Below are 15,246 nucleotides of genomic sequence, written 5' to 3'. Positions count from 1 at the left end.
TTGACGGTTGTCGGTGGGGGAGTGTTCACTCGGGTCAATCGAACATAGTTTCGAACATATTCGAGTGTTTCCGGAGGCGACCATGACGGCGGCGGTGGACTTGGGGCAACGCCATGGCTCCGGAGAAAATCGCGCCGACCAGCTAGAACGGCTGCGTCGGCAGATGGCGGCGGTGTCGGGCAAGGTGGGTGCGAGCCGGCGGGGGGCGGAGCTGTCGGGCACAGCGGCTCCGGCCGCCGAGACTGTGCTGCCGGTCCCGCCGCTGCTGGCCGGGGTGTTGCCCGCCGGATTGCCCCGGGGCACGGTGGCGGTGCTCTCGGGGGCGCGGTCGCTGATGCTGAGCATGGTGGCCGCGGTGACGGGGGCCGCGGGTAACGCCGCCATCGTCGGTCAGCCGGACCTCGGGCTGCTGGCCGCTTCCGAGATGGGTGCCGACCTGAGCCGGCTCGCGGTGATCCCCGATCCCGGTAATGACCCGGTGGAGGTGGCCACGGTGCTGATGGACGGCATGGATCTGGTGGTGCTCGGTCTGGGCGGTCGCTGCGTGCCCCCGTCGCGCACCCGGGTCGTGCTGGCCCGGGCCCGCCACCGGGGCTGCGCCCTGCTGGTCTCCGGCGGTGACTGGCAGGGTTCGGCGCTGCGACTGGATGCCCGGGTCAGTGGCTATGAGACGACGGGCGAGGCGATGACGGGCTGCGCCGCGGTTCCCGGGCTCGGCCGGATCGGTGCGGTGCGACTGGAGGTGCGGGCCGCCGGGCGGGCGGCCGGACGAAACAGGGTCGGATAGCGAGTCGTCCCATGGCTGACTCACGAGTACTGGCGTTGTGGTGCATGGACTGGCCCGCGGTCGCCGCGGCGGCCGCGGCGGGGCTGCCCGCCACCGCACCGGTTGCGGTCACCCTGGCCAACCGGGTGATCGCCTGTTCGGCGGGCGCTCGAGCGGCGGGGGTGCGGCGTGGCCTGCGGCGCCGAGAAGCGGCGGCGCGCTGTCCGGCGCTGCACGTGGTGGCTGCCGACACCGATCGCGATGCCCGGTTGTTCGAGCCGGTCCTGGCTGCGGTCGATGAACTGATACCGGCCGCCGAGGTGTTGCGGCCCGGCCTACTGGTGGTGTCGGTGCGCGGCGCGGTGCGGGCCTTCGGCTCCGAGGAGCGGGCCGCCGAGCGCCTCGTCGACGCCGTGGCGGTCAGCACGGAGGCCGATATCGAATGCCAGGTCGGGATCGCCGACGGGCTCTCCACCGCGGTGCTCGCCGCGCGCGCCGGCGCGGTGGTGCCGCCTGGGGGAGATGCCCGGTTCCTGTCGGCGCTGTCGATCCGGCAGCTTGCCGCCGAGCCCAGCCTGTCCGGCCCCGGCCGTGACGGCTTGATCGACCTGTTGTGGCGCTTGGGGATTCGGACCATCGGGCAATTCGCCGCACTACCGCGCCCGGATGTCACCTCGCGGTTCGGCCCCGACGCGCTCACCGCGCACCGATTCGCCCGCGCCGAACCCGAACGCGGGCCGTCCGGGCGGGCGCCCACGCCGGACCTCGACGCCGTGCTGCACTGCGATCCGCCGATCGGCCGGGTCGACTCCGCGGCGTTCGCCGGACGCTCGCTGGCCGGCGTGCTGCACCGGACGCTGCTGGCCGCCGGGGTGGGCTGCACCCGGTTGGCCATCCATGCCGTCACCGCCACCGGGCAAGAGTTGACCCGGGTATGGCGATGCGCCGAGCCATTGACCGAGGATGCCACCGCGGACCGGGTGCGCTGGCAACTGGACGGCTGGCTGAACAGCCGCGTCGCCTCCGACCGTCCCACCGGACCGGTGACACTGCTGCGGCTGCAACCGGTGGAGGTGGCATCGGCGACCGAGGCGCTGCAGTTAGCGCTGTGGGGTGGCCTCGGCGAGGAAGACCGGCTGCGTGCCCGCCGCGCCCTGGTGCGGGTGCAGGGCCTGCTCGGTCCGGAAGCGGTGCGGGTACCGGTGCTCTCCGGTGGACGCGGCCCTGCCGAGCGCATCACCTTGACCCCGCTGGGAGACGAGCCGGTGCCGCTGGCCGACCCACGTCAACCGTGGCCCGGTCGGCTCCCTGAGCCGTCACCGGCGGTGCTGCTCGATGACCCGGTGGAACTGCTTGACGCCGAACGCAATCCGATCCGGGTGACCGGCCGGGGATTCTTCTCCACGGACCCGGCGTGGCTGGTCGCCCGGGGCCGGGACGACCGGCTGCGCTGGTGGGCCGGGCCTTGGCCGGTGGACGAGCGGTGGTGGGATCCGCAGCGGCAGGGACCGGGATCGGGGCGTACCGCCCGGGTTCAGGTGTTGCTGGAGGGCTCCCCGGGCAGCGCAGCGCCCGGGCAGGCACTACTGCTGTGCTATCGCCTGCGGCGGTGGTATCTGGAGGGGGCCTACGAGTGAACCGGACGGTGGCCCCTCGATCACCAGTACACGCCCGGAACCAGCCGCACCGCCTGCTTGACCGGGCGGGGCACCCGCACCCGGGGGATCGCCCGCGATGGCCTCCTCGGCCTACGGGATATCTGTCGAATCGGTTGTGCTGCGACGGTTTCGGTGGGCGCAACGCCGCGCGCCGCCGCGGAGTCCGGGTAGCCCAGGTAGACCTGGTGCAGCACCCGGCGGGCCAGCCTAGGGGTGACGTAGTTGCCGGCCTCGGCCAGAGTGCCCCGCGGAGTGTCGATCCGGTCCGGCTTCTCGATCAGGCCGCGTACCACCATGGCCGCCGCGTGCTCGGCGCTGATCGCTCCGACCGGGAGCAGTCGTCCTGTCGGCGCAATCATCGGCGTGGCCACCAGTGGCATGTGAATGGTGGTGAAGGTGATGTGGTCCGAGAGGGTTTCGGTCGAGACCACGTCGGCGAAGGCGTCCAGTGCGGCCTTGGTGGGCACGTATGCGCTGTAGCGCGGGCTGTGCGCCAGCACCCCTTCGCTGGAGACATTCACCACGTGGCCGAATCGGCGTTCCCGCCAGTGCGGCAACAAGGCCAGCACCATCCGCACCGCGCCGAAGTAGTTGACCGCCATCGTGCGTTCGTAGTCGTGCAGTCGGTCGCTTGAATTGGCCACCGAGCGGCGGATCGACCGGCCGGCGTTGTTCACCAGGTAGTCGACGTGCCCGAACCGGCCGAGGATGTCCTTGATGGTGTGATCCACCGATGCCGAGTCGGTGACATCGCAGGTGAATGCATGCGCCTGTCCGCCGCCGGCCCGGATTTCGGCCACCAGATCATCGAGGGCGGAGCCGCTGCGGGCCAGTGCGAAAACGGTGCCGCCGCGCTCGGCGACGGCGATCGCCGAGGCCCGGCCGATGCCACTGGATGCCCCGGTGATGATCACGTGGCGCCCGACCAGCGCACCGGCCGGATCGTCACGGCGGGCCCGGTCGGGATCCAGATGCCGCATCCAATACCGCCACAGTTTCGGCGCGTAATCGGCGAACTCGGGCAGCTCGACGCTTCCGCCCAGTGCCGCGCGGGTGGCCTCGGCGACGAAGGTCGGCCGCAGGTTCACCAGGTCGAGTACCTCGGCGGGCAGGCCCAGCTGGGTGGCCATCATGTTGCGCCACACCCGGGCCCGACCGCCGACGTTGAGCACCGGGGCTGCCACGGCGCCGGGCAGGGTGGCGCGCAGCGGCGGGAGCCCGGCCTCTCGTGCCACCGCCCGGTAGATGTCGGGCAACCCGATGGATCTGGGGGAGGTGAGGTGGAAGGTGCGCCCGTCGTATCCGTCGGCATGCATCAACTCGACCAACGCGTCCACCACATAGTCGACCGGCACAACGTTGGTGCGTCCGGTGTTGGGCACGGCCATCGGGGTGAGCCGGGGCAGTGCCGCCAGCTTGGCCAGCAGCGGAAAGAAGTAGTACGGCCCGTCCACCTTGTCCATCTCGCCGGTGCGAGAATCGCCCACCACCACCGCCGGGCGGTACACCCGGTAGCGCAGTCCCGGTGCCGAGCGCACCAGCGCTTCGGCCTCGAACTTGGTCTGGTGATACGGGGTCGGCAACTCCTGGCCGATGTCGAAGTCGTCTTCGGTGAACTCGCCGGCGTAATTGCCGGCCACCGCGATCGAGGACACGTGCGCCAAGGTGGCGTCCAGGCGTTTCGCCAGGTCGATCACCGCGCGGGTGCCCTCGACGTTGGCCGCCTGCTGCTCGGCCGCTCCGGCGGTGATGTCGTAGATGGCCGCGCAGTGCACGACGTGGTCGATGTCGCCGAGCTCGGCGATCACCGTGTCGCTCAACCCGAGATCCTCGGCAGTCAGGTCGCCGACCAGTGGTTTGACCTGATCGCCCCATGCCTGGTCACTCTGCGAGGCGAGAGCTTCGAAGCGTCCCAGCGAGGCGCGGCGCACCAACACCCACACCTGCGCATCCGGCCTGGCCGCCAGTAGGCGCGACACCACTCGCCGTCCAATAAACCCGGTACCGCCGGTAACGACATAACGCATGCGGTCATGGTGGTCGCTCTCGGCGGCCACGTCAACCGTGGGTTTGACGCTCCCGGCACCTGCTGGATGCCGGTGTGCTCAGAACGCGCGAATTCCGTCCCAGTCCACCAGAGTCCAGCCAGTGGTCGGGCTCCCCTTCACCACAACCTTGCCCAGATTGGGCAGGGGGTGGTCGATCAACAGCTCATCGCGGGGATTCGTGACGTTCATCAGCGTCCATGTCGCGATGGATGCGCCATGGGCAAACGCCACCGGGTTGGTGTCTCCGGCGTCGTATATCTGCTGCACCGCAGCGCTGAACTCGTCGTTGAACTGGTTACCGTCGATCGAGCCTGGGATGACTGCGGTCCGGTCACCGCGAAGCCAGGCCTGCGGGGCCAGCCAATACGCCGAGTGCGCGACCGAACTCGGCTTGTCGCCGAACCAGCCGGCGCTGATCTCGCGCAGCCCCGGCAGGATCTGCACCTGACGCCCGAGTTCACGAGCCAGTGGTGCGGCGGTCTGCTGAGTGCGCACCATTGACGAGGCGTAGACCCCGTCGTGGCGGTTGCGGGAGAGCTGGTCGGCGATCTCTTGAGCCTGTACGCGGCCCTTCTCTGTCAACCCCGGGCCGGGCACCGAGGTGTCGAGGATTCCGGCGGCATTGGCTTCGGATTCCGCGTGCCGGACCAGAGTCAAGGTGATGGTTCGGGGGTGCGGTGTCCCCGAACACCCTCCTAGCGCCAAGGTCACGGCCAGCGCCGCCGCCACGATTGCGAATACGTTGCCCCGGATGCGTTTTGCCATGTCGACAGCCTGCCGCGTGGATAGCATCGGCGGGGCCGGTTCTGCTGAAATGATGAGGCCCGTTCGTCGGAGGCGAAGGAGAATTCGTGGCACTTGACCCCACAGCGATCGGTACGACCGCTGATCCGATGTTGGTCGAATGGACCGAGCGCGACACCATGCTCTATGCACTGGGGGTCGGTGCCGGAACAGCCGATCTGGCTTTCACCACCGAGAACAGTCACGACACCCCGCAGCAGGTGTTGCCCACCTACGCCGTCATCTGCTGCATGGGCTTCGCGGCCGCAGGCAAGATCGGCACGTTCAACCCGGCGCTGCTGCTGCACGGCTCGCAGGAGGTGCGGCTGTTCGCGCCGCTCCCTCCGGCCGGGAGCCTGCAGGTGGTAGCCGAGGTCGCCGACATCCAAGACAAAGGCGAGGGCAAGAATGCCATCGTGATGCTGCGGGCGCGCGGCACCGATCCCCGGACCTCCGAGGTGGTGGTCGAGACCCTGGCCACTGTGGTCATCCGCAAGGCCGGCGGCTTCGGCGGGCAGCCCGGGCAACGGGCGGTCGCGCTGAGCATCCCCGACTCGGAACCGGATTCCCGCACCGCCTATGCGACCCGGGAAGACCAGGCGCTGCTCTATCGGCTCTCCGGAGACCGCAACCCGTTGCACAGCGACCCGTGGTTCGCCACCACGCTGGCCGGTTTCCCCAAGCCGATCCTGCACGGGCTGTGCACCTACGGTTTTGCCGGGCGTGCGCTGGTCGCCGAGCTCGGCGGCGGCGACGCCAGCCGGGTCACCGCCATCTCGGCGCGGTTCACCGACCCGGTGTTTCCGGGGGAGACCCTGACCACCTCGATCTGGCGGACCGAGCCGGGCAAAGCGGTGTTCCGCACCGAAGCCGCCGGCCCCGACGGCGCCAACCCACGGGTGGTGCTCGACGACGGTGCTGTGGAGTTCCAGGCCTGACGGCCGGTCAGCCCTGCAACGGCAGGCTGAGCCGGAACACCGCGCCGGTGTCGGAGGGCAGGCATTCGGGACTGCCGTGATCGGGTGGGTGCTCAGTCGGTCAGGCGCGTGGCCAACCGGGCGGTGAACTCGGCGACCTGCGCCGGGCTGTCCAGCGCATACCGGGCGGCGGTCGCGCGGTCGCCGTCATCGTTGTGGCGCACCACTATTCCGGCCCCCGACAGCTCAGCAACCGCGTCGAACGCGTCCTCGTCGGTGATGTCGTCGCCGAGGAACAGGGGGGTCCTTACCCCGGGCATCCGATCCAGAAGCCAGTGCAGTGTGCGGCCTTTGTCCCAGTCGATCTCGGGACGCAGCTCGATCACCTCGCGCCCGGTGGTGACCCGCAGCCCGCTGCTGCGGCCCACCTGGCGCACCGCCGCCATGGTCTCACCGACCCGATCCCGGGCTGCGTTGCGGTAGTGCACTGCCACGGCGAATCGCTTGTGTTCCACCATGATCCCCGGGATCGAGCTGAGCTGCCGGCCTAGCTCGGCGGCGGCGTCGGCCAGCACCGGCACCGCACCGGCGGCGGTGTCGTTCTGGTGGTGGGCGCCGTTTGGATCGGTCAGTTCGAAACCGTGGCTGCCGGCATACCAGATCCCGTCCAGGCCGACGCGTGCCCGCACGTCGGCCAGGTCGCGGCCCGACAACACCGCGACCGGGCACCGGATGGCCAACGCGCGCAACGCATCCACCGCGCCGGACACCGGGCGGGCCGCGTCGGGATCATCGACGATGTCCGAAAGAGTCCCGTCGAAGTCGAAGAACACCGCGGGGTGCGCGGGTGCGCGCAACTCCGCAGCGGCCATCGCATCCGGCAGGGCCGACATAGGCCGGTCACCGGCGCGTACCTGCAGCGCAGACAAGGCGTCCAGCACCGCGTCGCCGCCGTCGTGGCCCAGGCCGATCACCAAGGCGAATCCGGCGCTACGAGCCTCAATCACACCCGATTCGGAGTCGGTGAGCACTGCGCACCGGCCGGGGCGCACCGCCAGCCCGGCGGCGGCGTGCACCAAGTCGGCGGCGGAACTCCTGGGTGCCACCGCAACCACCCGCACTCCGGCGTGATGCAGGCGCTCGGTCAGGGCTGTGGGGTCGGTACCGCTATCGAGGAGCAACAGCACGGCGTCATGCCGGCGCGGGTCGATCGTGACCGACATGCCAACCATGCCACCACGGTGCCACAGCCCCTTTCGGATTAGCGTGGTAGGGGTCTAGAGGTCCCTCAAACACAAGGAGAGCCCCCGATGTCGCCCCTTACCGGAATCCTCGTCGGTGTCGATGGATCGCCGTCGTCAGTAGCAGCTGTCGAATGGGCGGCGCACGATGCCGCGTTGCACAATCTGCCGCTCACCCTGGTCCACGTGCTGGCCTCGCCGGTGGTGATGACCTTCCCCGAGACACCGATGCCGCCCGGTTACACCGAGTGGCAGCGCGAACAGGGCGAACACCACCTGCGCCACGCCGCCGAGATCGCCGAGGCGGCCGGGGCGCCGCGCGTCACCGCGGAGATCGTGGTGGGTTCGACAGTTCCGACGCTCGTGGACATGAGCCGCGAGGTCTCCCGATTGGTGGTCGGGTCCCGCGGGAACGGGCCGCTGCGTCGCCGACTGCTCGGATCGGTCAGTTCGTCCCTGATCCGGCATGCGCACTGTCCGGTCGTGGTCATCCACGAGGCGCATCCGGAAGGGCTATCCCACCCCGAGGCCGCGCCGGTGGTCGTCGGCATCGACGGTTCCCCGGTGTCGGAGGCCGCGACAGCGCTGGCCTTCGAGGAGGCTTCGCTGCGCGGGGTGGAGCTGATCGCGGTGTACGCCTGGCACGACACCGGCCTGATGGACTTCCCCGGACTGGACCCCGCCGTGATGGCCTCCGACGGTGAACTGGCGCTGGCCGAACGATTGGCCGGCTGGCACGAGCGCTATCCGGATGTCACGGTGCGCCGGGTAGTCGTCGATGACCGGCCCGCCGATCAACTCATCGACCAGTCGCGTGCGGCTCAGCTCGTGGTGCTGGGCAGTCACGGACGCGGCGGTTTCACCGGCATGCTGCTGGGCTCGGTCAGCCAAGAAGTGGTGCAGTCGGCGCACACGCCGGTCCTCGTCGTCCGGCCGACCTGACCGGCATCAACCGACGGGAACCGACTCACTGGTCGCCGGCAGCGCAGGCCGCTGCGCAGCCGGTGACGGCCTCGACCACACCCGTTGTGGCCACCAGAACCAGCGGCCCAACAGTGCGGCGATCGACGGCGTCATGAACGACCGGATCACCAGGGTGTCGATCATCAGGCCGAGTCCGATGGTGGAGCCCACCTGGCCGATCACCTTCAAGTCGGAGACGATCATCGACATCATGGTGAATGCGAACACCAGGCCCGCCGAGGTGACCACGGAGCCGCTGCCGCCCATGGCGCGGATGATGCCCGTCTTGAGTCCGCCGGGCAGCTCTTCCTTCATCCGGGAGACCAGCAGCAGGTTGTAGTCCGAACCCACCGCCAGCAAGATGATCACCGACATCGCCAGCACCATCCAGTGCAGGTCAAGTCCGAGGAGGTGCTGCCAGATCAGCACCGATAGCCCGAACGATGTCCCCAGCGACAGCAACACCGTGCCGACGATCACCGCCGAGGCCACCACGGCCCGGGTGATCAGCAGCATGATGATGAAGATCAGGCACAGCGAGGCGATACCGGCGATGATCAGGTCGTAGCTCGACCCGTCCTTCATGTCTTTGAACATGGCCGCGGTGCCGCCGAGGTAGACCTTCGAGCCTTCCAGGGGCGTGCCCTTGAGTGCCTCGTGCACCGCATGCTTGATCGGCGCGACGTGCGAGATGCCCTCTTCGGACATCGGGTCTCCCTCGTGGGAGATGATGAACCGCACCGAATGCCCGTCGGGGGACAGGAACATCTTCATGCCGCGCTTGAAATCGGGGTTGTCGAACGCTTCCGGCGGCAGGTAGAACGAGTCGTCGTTCTTGGACTCGTCGAACGCCTTGCCCATGGCGTTCTGGCCTTCCATCATCTTCTCCATCTGAAGCTGCAGGCCCTCCATGGTGGACTGCATCTTCAGCTGGGTGATGCGCATGTTCGACATGGTCTCGATCATCGGCGGCATGATCTCGAGCATCCGGGGCATCAGCCGGTCGAGGTTGTCGATGTCGGGCAGCACCTTCTCGAAATCCTCGGTCATCTGGTCGAGGCCGTCCATGACGTCGAAGATCGACCGGATCGACCAGCAGATCGGGATGTCGAAGCAGTGCGGCTCCCAGTAGAAGTAGCTGCGCATCGGGCGCCACATGTCGTCGAAGTCGGCGATCGAGTCGCGCATCTTCTGGATGTCGTCGAGCATGTGGTGCATCTTGAGGTCCATGCTGTGCGTGGTCTCCGACATCGCGCGGGTGACCTCGAGCATCTGCTTCATGCTGTCGATCGAGACCTGCATGTCGTCGCCCATTTTGAGCATGTTCTTCATGCTGTCGAGCTGGTACTTCATGTTCAGCTGCTGGGTGGTGCCCTGCATGCTGATCGCGAACGGGATCGTGGTGTGCTCGATCGGGGTGCCCAGCGGCCGGGTGATGGTCTGCACCCGGCCGATCCCGGGAACCTCGAACACCCGCTTGGCGATCCGGTTGATCACCAGGAAGTCGGCCGGATTACGCAGGTCGTGGTCGGTTTCGATCATCAGCAGTTCCGGGCTCATCCGGGCCTGGGAGAAGTGCCTGTCGGCGGCGGCGTAGCCGATGTTTGCCGGCACATAATCCGGCAGGTATTCCCGGTCGTTGTAGGCGCTCTTATACCCCGGCAGGGTGAGCAGTCCGACCAGGCAGACCGCCGTGGTGGCGACCAGCACCGGCCCCGGCCAGCGCACGATCAGCGTGCCGATGCGCCGCCAGCTGCGGATCCGCATCGCTCGCTTGGGCTCGAGCATGCCGAAGCGGCTGGCCACCGTCACCACCGCGGAGCCGAAGGTGAGCGCGGCCAGCACGATGACCAACATGCCGATCGCCAGCGGGACACCCAGCGACTGGAAATAGGGCAGTCGGGTGAAGTGCAGGCAGAAGGTCGCCCCGGCGATGGTCAGCCCCGAACCCAGGATCACGTGCGCAGTGCCGTGATACATGGTGTGGAAGGCCGATTCCTTGTCCTCGCCGAGTGCTCGCGCCTCCTGGTAGCGGCCGAGCAGGAAGATCGCATAGTCCGTCGAGGCGGCGATGGCCAGTGTGACCAGCAGGTTCACCGCGAACGTCGAGAGGCCGATGATGTTGTAGTAGGCCAACACGGCCACCACGCCGCGGGCAGAACTCAGCGAGAAGACCACCATGCCCAGCACCAACAGCACGGTGCCGATCGACCGGTAGATGCTCAGCAGCATCGTGATGATCACCACGAACGTCAGCGCGGTGATGAGTTTCAGGCTTTTGTCGCCGGCGATGTGCTGATCGGCGTTGAGGGCGGCCCCGCCGGTGACGTAGGCGTGCACGCCCTCGGGGGCCGGGGTGTCGGCGATGATCTTCTGGACGGCCTCGACCGATTCGTTGGCCAGGGTCTCGCCCATGTTGCCGGCCAGATACACCTGGACATAGGCGGCCTTGCCGTCCGGGCTCTGCGATCCGGCTGCGGTCAGCGGGTCGCTCCAGAAGTCCTGGACGTGCTCGATATGAGCGGGGTCGGCCTCCATCTTGGCGACCAACTGGTCGTAGTACTTGTGCGCGTCGTCGCCCAGGGGCTGGTCGCCTTCGATCACGACCATGCCCGAGCTGTCCGACTGGAATTCGTCGAACACCTTGCCGATGCGCATCATCGCGATCATCGACGGAGCGTCGCGAGGGGCCATCGACACCGCGCGCATCTTCCCGACCTCGTCGAGCTGCGGCACGATGACGTTCACCAGCACGGTGATCGCCACCCACGCCAAGATGATGGGCACGGCGAGCCGGCGGATCCATGCGGGGATACCGCCGCGCTTGGGCTGTGGCGACACCTGCAGGGCGTCGGTCGGGGCGTCAGGCGTCGTGCTGTCGCTGTGTTTGCTCATGCGGATTTCACAATGCAGAAGGTCTGGGCGCTGACAGGACTGGTGGAGATGCGTTCTTCTTTGACCACTCCATCGATGGTGACCCGGCAGCCGATGGTGGTGCCGTCACCTTGAGCGACGATGTTGGGGCTCACCGCGGGATTGGTGGTGGACAGGGTCAGTGACCACGGCAGGCTGACGCCGTCGATCCGCTGCGGTAGGGCGTCCAGATCCAGATAATTGACGTCGGCGTAGGTCCCGTCCGGACTGAAGACGTCATAGACCACGATTTTGGGGTGGAACGGTTTGGTGTCCTCAAACGGGACAGTTCCGTTGCCGCTGTCGTCGGCTCCGAAGTAGCCGCGAACCCGCTGCACCGTGAACCCTCCCACCGCGAGGACTGCGACGATGAGCAGGGGTAACCATGCACGTCTGACAACGCCGAACATGAAAGCAGTGGCCCTTTCGGATCGTGCCGGAATCTGACACAGATTAGTGCATCAAAGTTCTTTTTCACACCCAGCGACAACATTTTCGCACGTATGTTCGATATCTTGTCGGGTATGGGTTGGGGTGGTGGGCCGCCGAGCTGGGCGGAAATGGAGCGGGTGCTCGATGGTAAGCCTCGTCACACCGGTGATTCGGCCGGTGTGTCGGCGGATCGCAACCCGTCGGTCCCGCCGTCCGAGCTGCGCCGTTCGGCTGGGCGCACGGTGCCGTATGCCGAGTTGCACGCCCATTCGGGGTACAGCTTCTTAGACGGCGCCAGCAGTCCGCAGGAGCTGGTCGCCGAGGCTGCCCGGCTGGGCCTGCGGGCGATCGCGCTGACCGATCACAACGGTCTGTACGGGGTGGTGCGGTTCGCCGAGGCGGCCCGGGAGCTGGAGATGGCCACCGTGTTCGGCGCCGAGTTATCGCTGGGGGCCAGCTCGTCCCGGGCCCGTACCGACGATCCGGACCCGCCCGGACCGCACCTGCTGGTGCTGGCCCGCGGTCCGGAGGGCTATCGGCGGTTGTCGCGGCAGATCGCTGCCGCGCATCTGGCCGGAGAGAAGGGCCGGCCGCGTTTCGACCTGGATGCGCTGACCGAAGCGGCCGGCGGGCACTGGCACATCCTCACCGGCTGTCGTAAAGGCCACGTCCGTCATGCGCTGGCCACCGGTGGGCCGGACGCGGCCGGTGTCGCGCTGGCAGACCTGGTGGACCGGTTCGGGGCCGCCCGGGTCGGCGTGGAGCTGACCCGAAACGGAGACCCCTGCGACGACGAGCGCAACGCCGCGCTGGCCGGGCTGGCGCCCCGGTTCGGGGTGAGTCTGGTGGCCACCACCGGCGCGCATTTCGCCGGGCCGGACCGGGGCCGGCTGGCGATGGCGTTGGGTGCGATACGTGCGCGCCAGTCGCTGGATGCCGCCGCCGGCCGGCTGGCCCCGTTGGGCGGTGCGCATCTGAGGTCTGGGGCGGAGATGGCCCGATTGTTCGCGGCGTACCCGGCAGCGGTGCCGGCGGCGGCCGAACTCGGCGAGCGGTGCGCCTTCTCGCTGGCTCTGATCGCACCGCGACTGCCACCGTTCGCGGTCCCGGAGGGGTACACCGAGAACAGCTGGCTGCGCCGGCTGACCCTGGCCGGCGCAGCCGGGCGCTATGGCCCACCCGAACGCAGGCCCGCCGCTTACGCCCAGATCGACCGTGAATTGGAAGTCATTGCCCAACTGGAGTTTCCCGGATATTTCCTCGTGGTGCACGACATCACCCAGTTCTGCCGCCGCAATGACATTCTGTGCCAGGGCAGGGGATCGGCGGCCAACTCCGCGGTCTGCTACGCCCTCGGTATCACCGCGGTGGATCCGGTGGCCAACGGGTTGTTGTTCGAGCGCTTTCTGTCGCCGGCCCGTGACGGCCCACCCGACATCGACATCGACATCGAGTCCGATGAGCGCGAGAAGGTGATCCAGTACGTCTACGACAGATACGGTCGCGACCATGCCGCCCAGGTGGCCAACGTCATCACCTACCGGGGCCGCAGTGCCGTGCGGGATATGGCTCGCGCACTGGGCTATTCGCCGGGGCAGCAGGATGCTTGGAGTAAGCAGCTGAGCAGATGGGGCCCACCGGTCCGGGAGAGTGTCGATGTTCAGGACATCCCTGAGCAGGTGATCGAGCTGGCTGCTCAGGTCGCCGATCTGCCGCGGCATCTGGGCATCCACTCCGGCGGCATGGTGATCTGTGATCGACCGATCGCCGATGTGTGCCCGGTGGAATGGGCGCGAATGCCGGGCCGAAGCGTGCTGCAATGGGATAAAGACGACTGCGCAGCAATCGGTTTGGTCAAGTTCGACCTGCTCGGTCTGGGAATGCTTTCGGCGTTGCACTACGCGATCGACCTGGTGGCGCAGCATTGTGGGGTCGCGGTGGACCTGGCCGCCATCGATCTGTCCGAGCCGGCGGTCTATGAGATGCTCGCGCGCGCCGACACGGTCGGGGTATTCCAGGTGGAGTCGCGCGCGCAGATGGCCACCCTGCCGCGGTTGCGCCCCCGGGTCTTCTACGACCTGGTGGTGGAGGTCGCACTGATCCGGCCCGGACCGATTCAGGGCGGGTCGGTGCACCCCTATATCCGCCGCCGCAATGGCATCGACCCGGTGACCTATGAGCATCCGTGTATGGCGCGAGCGCTGAAGAAGACCCTGGGAATCCCGCTGTTTCAGGAGCAGCTGATGACGCTGGCGGTGGACTGTGCCGGGTTCACCGCGAGCGAAGCCGACCAGCTGCGCCGCGCGATGGGTTCCAAGCGATCACCGGAACGGATGCGCCGGTTACGCGACCGGTTCTACGAGGGCATGGCCGAGTGTCACGGCATCACCGGTGAGGTTGCGATGAGGATCTACGAGAAGCTGGAAGCCTTTGCCAACTATGGATTTCCGGAGAGCCACGCGATGAGCTTCGCATCGCTGGTCTTCTACTCCGCCTGGTTCAAACTGCACTACCCGGCGGCGTTCTGCGCCGCGCTGCTGCGGGCGCAGCCGATGGGCTTCTATTCTCCGCAGTCGCTGGTGGCCGATGCCCGCCGGCACGGGGTCCTTGTGCACCGGCCGGACGTCAACGCCAGTCTGGCGCACGCCACCCTGGCCGAAGCCGGAACTCAGGTCCGGCTGGGGCTGGGTGCGGTCCGGGGGATCGGCACCGAACTCGCCGAGCGTTTGGTGGCCGACCGTGAGGCGCGCGGGATGTTCGCTTCGATGGTGGATCTTACTGCCCGGGTGCAGCTTTCGGTGTCACAGGCCGAGGCGCTGGCGACCGCTGGTGCCTTCGACTGCTTCGGTATGTCGCGCCGGGAGGCGCTGTGGGTGGCCGGGGCCGCGGCAGGCCAGCGGCCTGATCGGCTGCCCGGGGTGGGGGTGGCGACGCAGACCCCGGCGTTGCCCGGGATGAGTGAGATCGAGTTGTCCGCCGCAGACGTTTGGGCCACCGGGGTCTCCTGTGACAGCTTCCCTACCCAGTTCCTGCGCGCCGATCTCGACGCGCTCGGGGTGATCCCCGCCGATCGGCTGCTGAGCGTTCCCGACGGCACCCGGGTGCTGGTGGCCGGGGCGGTCACCCACCGGCAGCGGCCGGCCACTGCGCGCGGGGTGACATTCGTCAACCTCGAAGATGAGACCGGGATGGTCAATGTGCTGTGTACGCCGGGGGTGTGGTCCCGGCATCGCCGGCTGGCGCAGACGGCGACGGCGCTGCTGATTCGCGGACGGGTGCAGAACGCCAGTGGGGCGGTCACCGTCCTGGCCGATCGGCTGGGCGCCCTTGAGCTGACGGTGAGTTCGCGCTCCCGCGATTTTCGGTAGTGCCCGGCGGTCAGCGAGGTTCGACGCAGGAGAGTCGAAGCTGGGCCGCCGCAGTAAGCCCGGCGGTCAGCGAGGTTCGACGCAGGAGAGTCGAAGCTGGGCCGCCGCAGTAAGCCCGGCGGTCAGCGAGGTTCGACGCAGGAGAGTCGAAGCTGGG

10 protein-coding genes are annotated in these 15,246 nt (G+C 68.2%); 5 read left to right on the top strand and 5 right to left on the bottom strand.

Annotation, left to right across the window (positions count from 1 at the left end):
• The first annotated feature begins 82 nt into the window (after window positions 1–82).
• Both G6N09_RS04470 and G6N09_RS04465 read left to right on the top strand, forming a co-directional pair.
• Window positions 83–787 carry a DnaE2-dependent mutagenesis accessory factor ImuA' gene (locus G6N09_RS04470; protein WP_083023915.1) on the top strand — a complete coding sequence of 235 codons (705 nt, stop codon included), beginning with the start codon at window positions 83–85 and terminating at the stop codon, window positions 785–787.
• 11 nt (window positions 788–798) lie between these two features.
• Window positions 799–2,403, top strand: coding sequence for a DNA polymerase Y family protein (locus G6N09_RS04465; protein ID WP_083023556.1), 1,605 nt, complete (start codon window positions 799–801; stop codon window positions 2,401–2,403).
• Between the two features lie 20 nt (window positions 2,404–2,423).
• On the opposite strand, the gene G6N09_RS04460 is transcribed toward G6N09_RS04465, so the two are convergent.
• Together G6N09_RS04460 and G6N09_RS04455 are read right to left on the bottom strand one after the other, a co-directional pair.
• A complete protein-coding gene (locus tag G6N09_RS04460) occupies window positions 2,424–4,451 on the bottom strand; it encodes an SDR family oxidoreductase (RefSeq protein WP_083023918.1) in 2,028 nt (675 codons plus the stop codon).
• 78 nt (window positions 4,452–4,529) lie between these two features.
• Window positions 4,530–5,237 (bottom strand): histidine phosphatase family protein, encoded by a 708-nt coding sequence (locus G6N09_RS04455; protein ID WP_083023558.1) that lies wholly within the window; start codon window positions 5,235–5,237, stop codon window positions 4,530–4,532.
• Between the two features lie 86 nt (window positions 5,238–5,323).
• Here G6N09_RS04455 and G6N09_RS04450 point away from each other — a divergent pair, with 86 nt between their 5' ends.
• Window positions 5,324–6,193, top strand: a complete 870-nt coding sequence (locus G6N09_RS04450) for a MaoC/PaaZ C-terminal domain-containing protein (RefSeq protein WP_083023560.1) — start codon at window positions 5,324–5,326, stop codon at window positions 6,191–6,193.
• 92 nt (window positions 6,194–6,285) lie between these two features.
• On the opposite strand, the gene otsB is transcribed toward G6N09_RS04450, so the two are convergent.
• Window positions 6,286–7,395, bottom strand: a complete 1,110-nt coding sequence (otsB, locus tag G6N09_RS04445) for a trehalose-phosphatase (RefSeq protein WP_083023561.1) — start codon at window positions 7,393–7,395, stop codon at window positions 6,286–6,288.
• Between the two features lie 87 nt (window positions 7,396–7,482).
• Here otsB and G6N09_RS04440 point away from each other — a divergent pair, with 87 nt between their 5' ends.
• Window positions 7,483–8,355: a universal stress protein gene (locus G6N09_RS04440; RefSeq protein WP_083023562.1), complete on the top strand. Its 873-nt coding sequence runs from the start codon at window positions 7,483–7,485 to the stop codon at window positions 8,353–8,355.
• 6 nt (window positions 8,356–8,361) lie between these two features.
• Here G6N09_RS04440 and G6N09_RS04435 read toward each other — a convergent pair whose 3' ends face one another.
• Together G6N09_RS04435 and G6N09_RS04430 are read right to left on the bottom strand one after the other, a co-directional pair.
• Window positions 8,362–11,271, bottom strand: a complete 2,910-nt coding sequence (locus tag G6N09_RS04435; RefSeq protein ID WP_083023563.1) for an MMPL/RND family transporter — start codon at window positions 11,269–11,271, stop codon at window positions 8,362–8,364.
• The gene (locus G6N09_RS04430) at window positions 11,268–11,699 is read right to left on the bottom strand and encodes an MmpS family transport accessory protein (RefSeq protein ID WP_083023564.1); all 432 of its coding nucleotides are present in this window, start codon (window positions 11,697–11,699) and stop codon (window positions 11,268–11,270) included. The genes G6N09_RS04435 and G6N09_RS04430 overlap by 4 nt, the downstream gene beginning before the upstream one ends.
• Window positions 11,700–11,813: 114 nt before the next feature.
• On the opposite strand from G6N09_RS04430, the gene G6N09_RS04425 reads away from it, so the two are divergent.
• Window positions 11,814–15,089, top strand: coding sequence for an error-prone DNA polymerase (locus G6N09_RS04425; RefSeq protein WP_083023565.1), 3,276 nt, complete (start codon window positions 11,814–11,816; stop codon window positions 15,087–15,089).
• Window positions 15,090–15,246 lie beyond the last annotated feature (157 nt).

Source organism: Mycolicibacter minnesotensis (genome assembly GCF_010731755.1).
GTDB classification, from domain to species: domain Bacteria; phylum Actinomycetota; class Actinomycetes; order Mycobacteriales; family Mycobacteriaceae; genus Mycobacterium; species Mycobacterium minnesotense.
The sequence above is the reverse complement of the archived record's forward strand: the minus strand, read 5'-3'. Positions and strand labels throughout refer to the sequence as shown.

What these genes read in the sequence shown, in the direction of transcription:
- G6N09_RS04440 (WP_083023562.1), top strand. Translation starts at nt 7,483, where the DNA reads ATGTCGCCCCTTACCGGAATCCTCGTCGGTGTCGATGGATCGCCGTCG.
- G6N09_RS04455 (WP_083023558.1), bottom strand. Translation starts at nt 5,237, where the DNA reads ATGGCAAAACGCATCCGGGGCAACGTATTCGCAATCGTGGCGGCGGCG.
- G6N09_RS04470 (WP_083023915.1), top strand. Translation starts at nt 83, where the DNA reads ATGACGGCGGCGGTGGACTTGGGGCAACGCCATGGCTCCGGAGAAAAT.
- otsB (WP_083023561.1), bottom strand. Translation starts at nt 7,395, where the DNA reads ATGTCGGTCACGATCGACCCGCGCCGGCATGACGCCGTGCTGTTGCTC.
- G6N09_RS04430 (WP_083023564.1), bottom strand. Translation starts at nt 11,699, where the DNA reads ATGTTCGGCGTTGTCAGACGTGCATGGTTACCCCTGCTCATCGTCGCA.
- G6N09_RS04425 (WP_083023565.1), top strand. Translation starts at nt 11,814, where the DNA reads ATGGGTTGGGGTGGTGGGCCGCCGAGCTGGGCGGAAATGGAGCGGGTG.
- G6N09_RS04465 (WP_083023556.1), top strand. Translation starts at nt 799, where the DNA reads ATGGCTGACTCACGAGTACTGGCGTTGTGGTGCATGGACTGGCCCGCG.
- G6N09_RS04435 (WP_083023563.1), bottom strand. Translation starts at nt 11,271, where the DNA reads ATGAGCAAACACAGCGACAGCACGACGCCTGACGCCCCGACCGACGCC.
- G6N09_RS04460 (WP_083023918.1), bottom strand. Translation starts at nt 4,451, where the DNA reads ATGCGTTATGTCGTTACCGGCGGTACCGGGTTTATTGGACGGCGAGTG.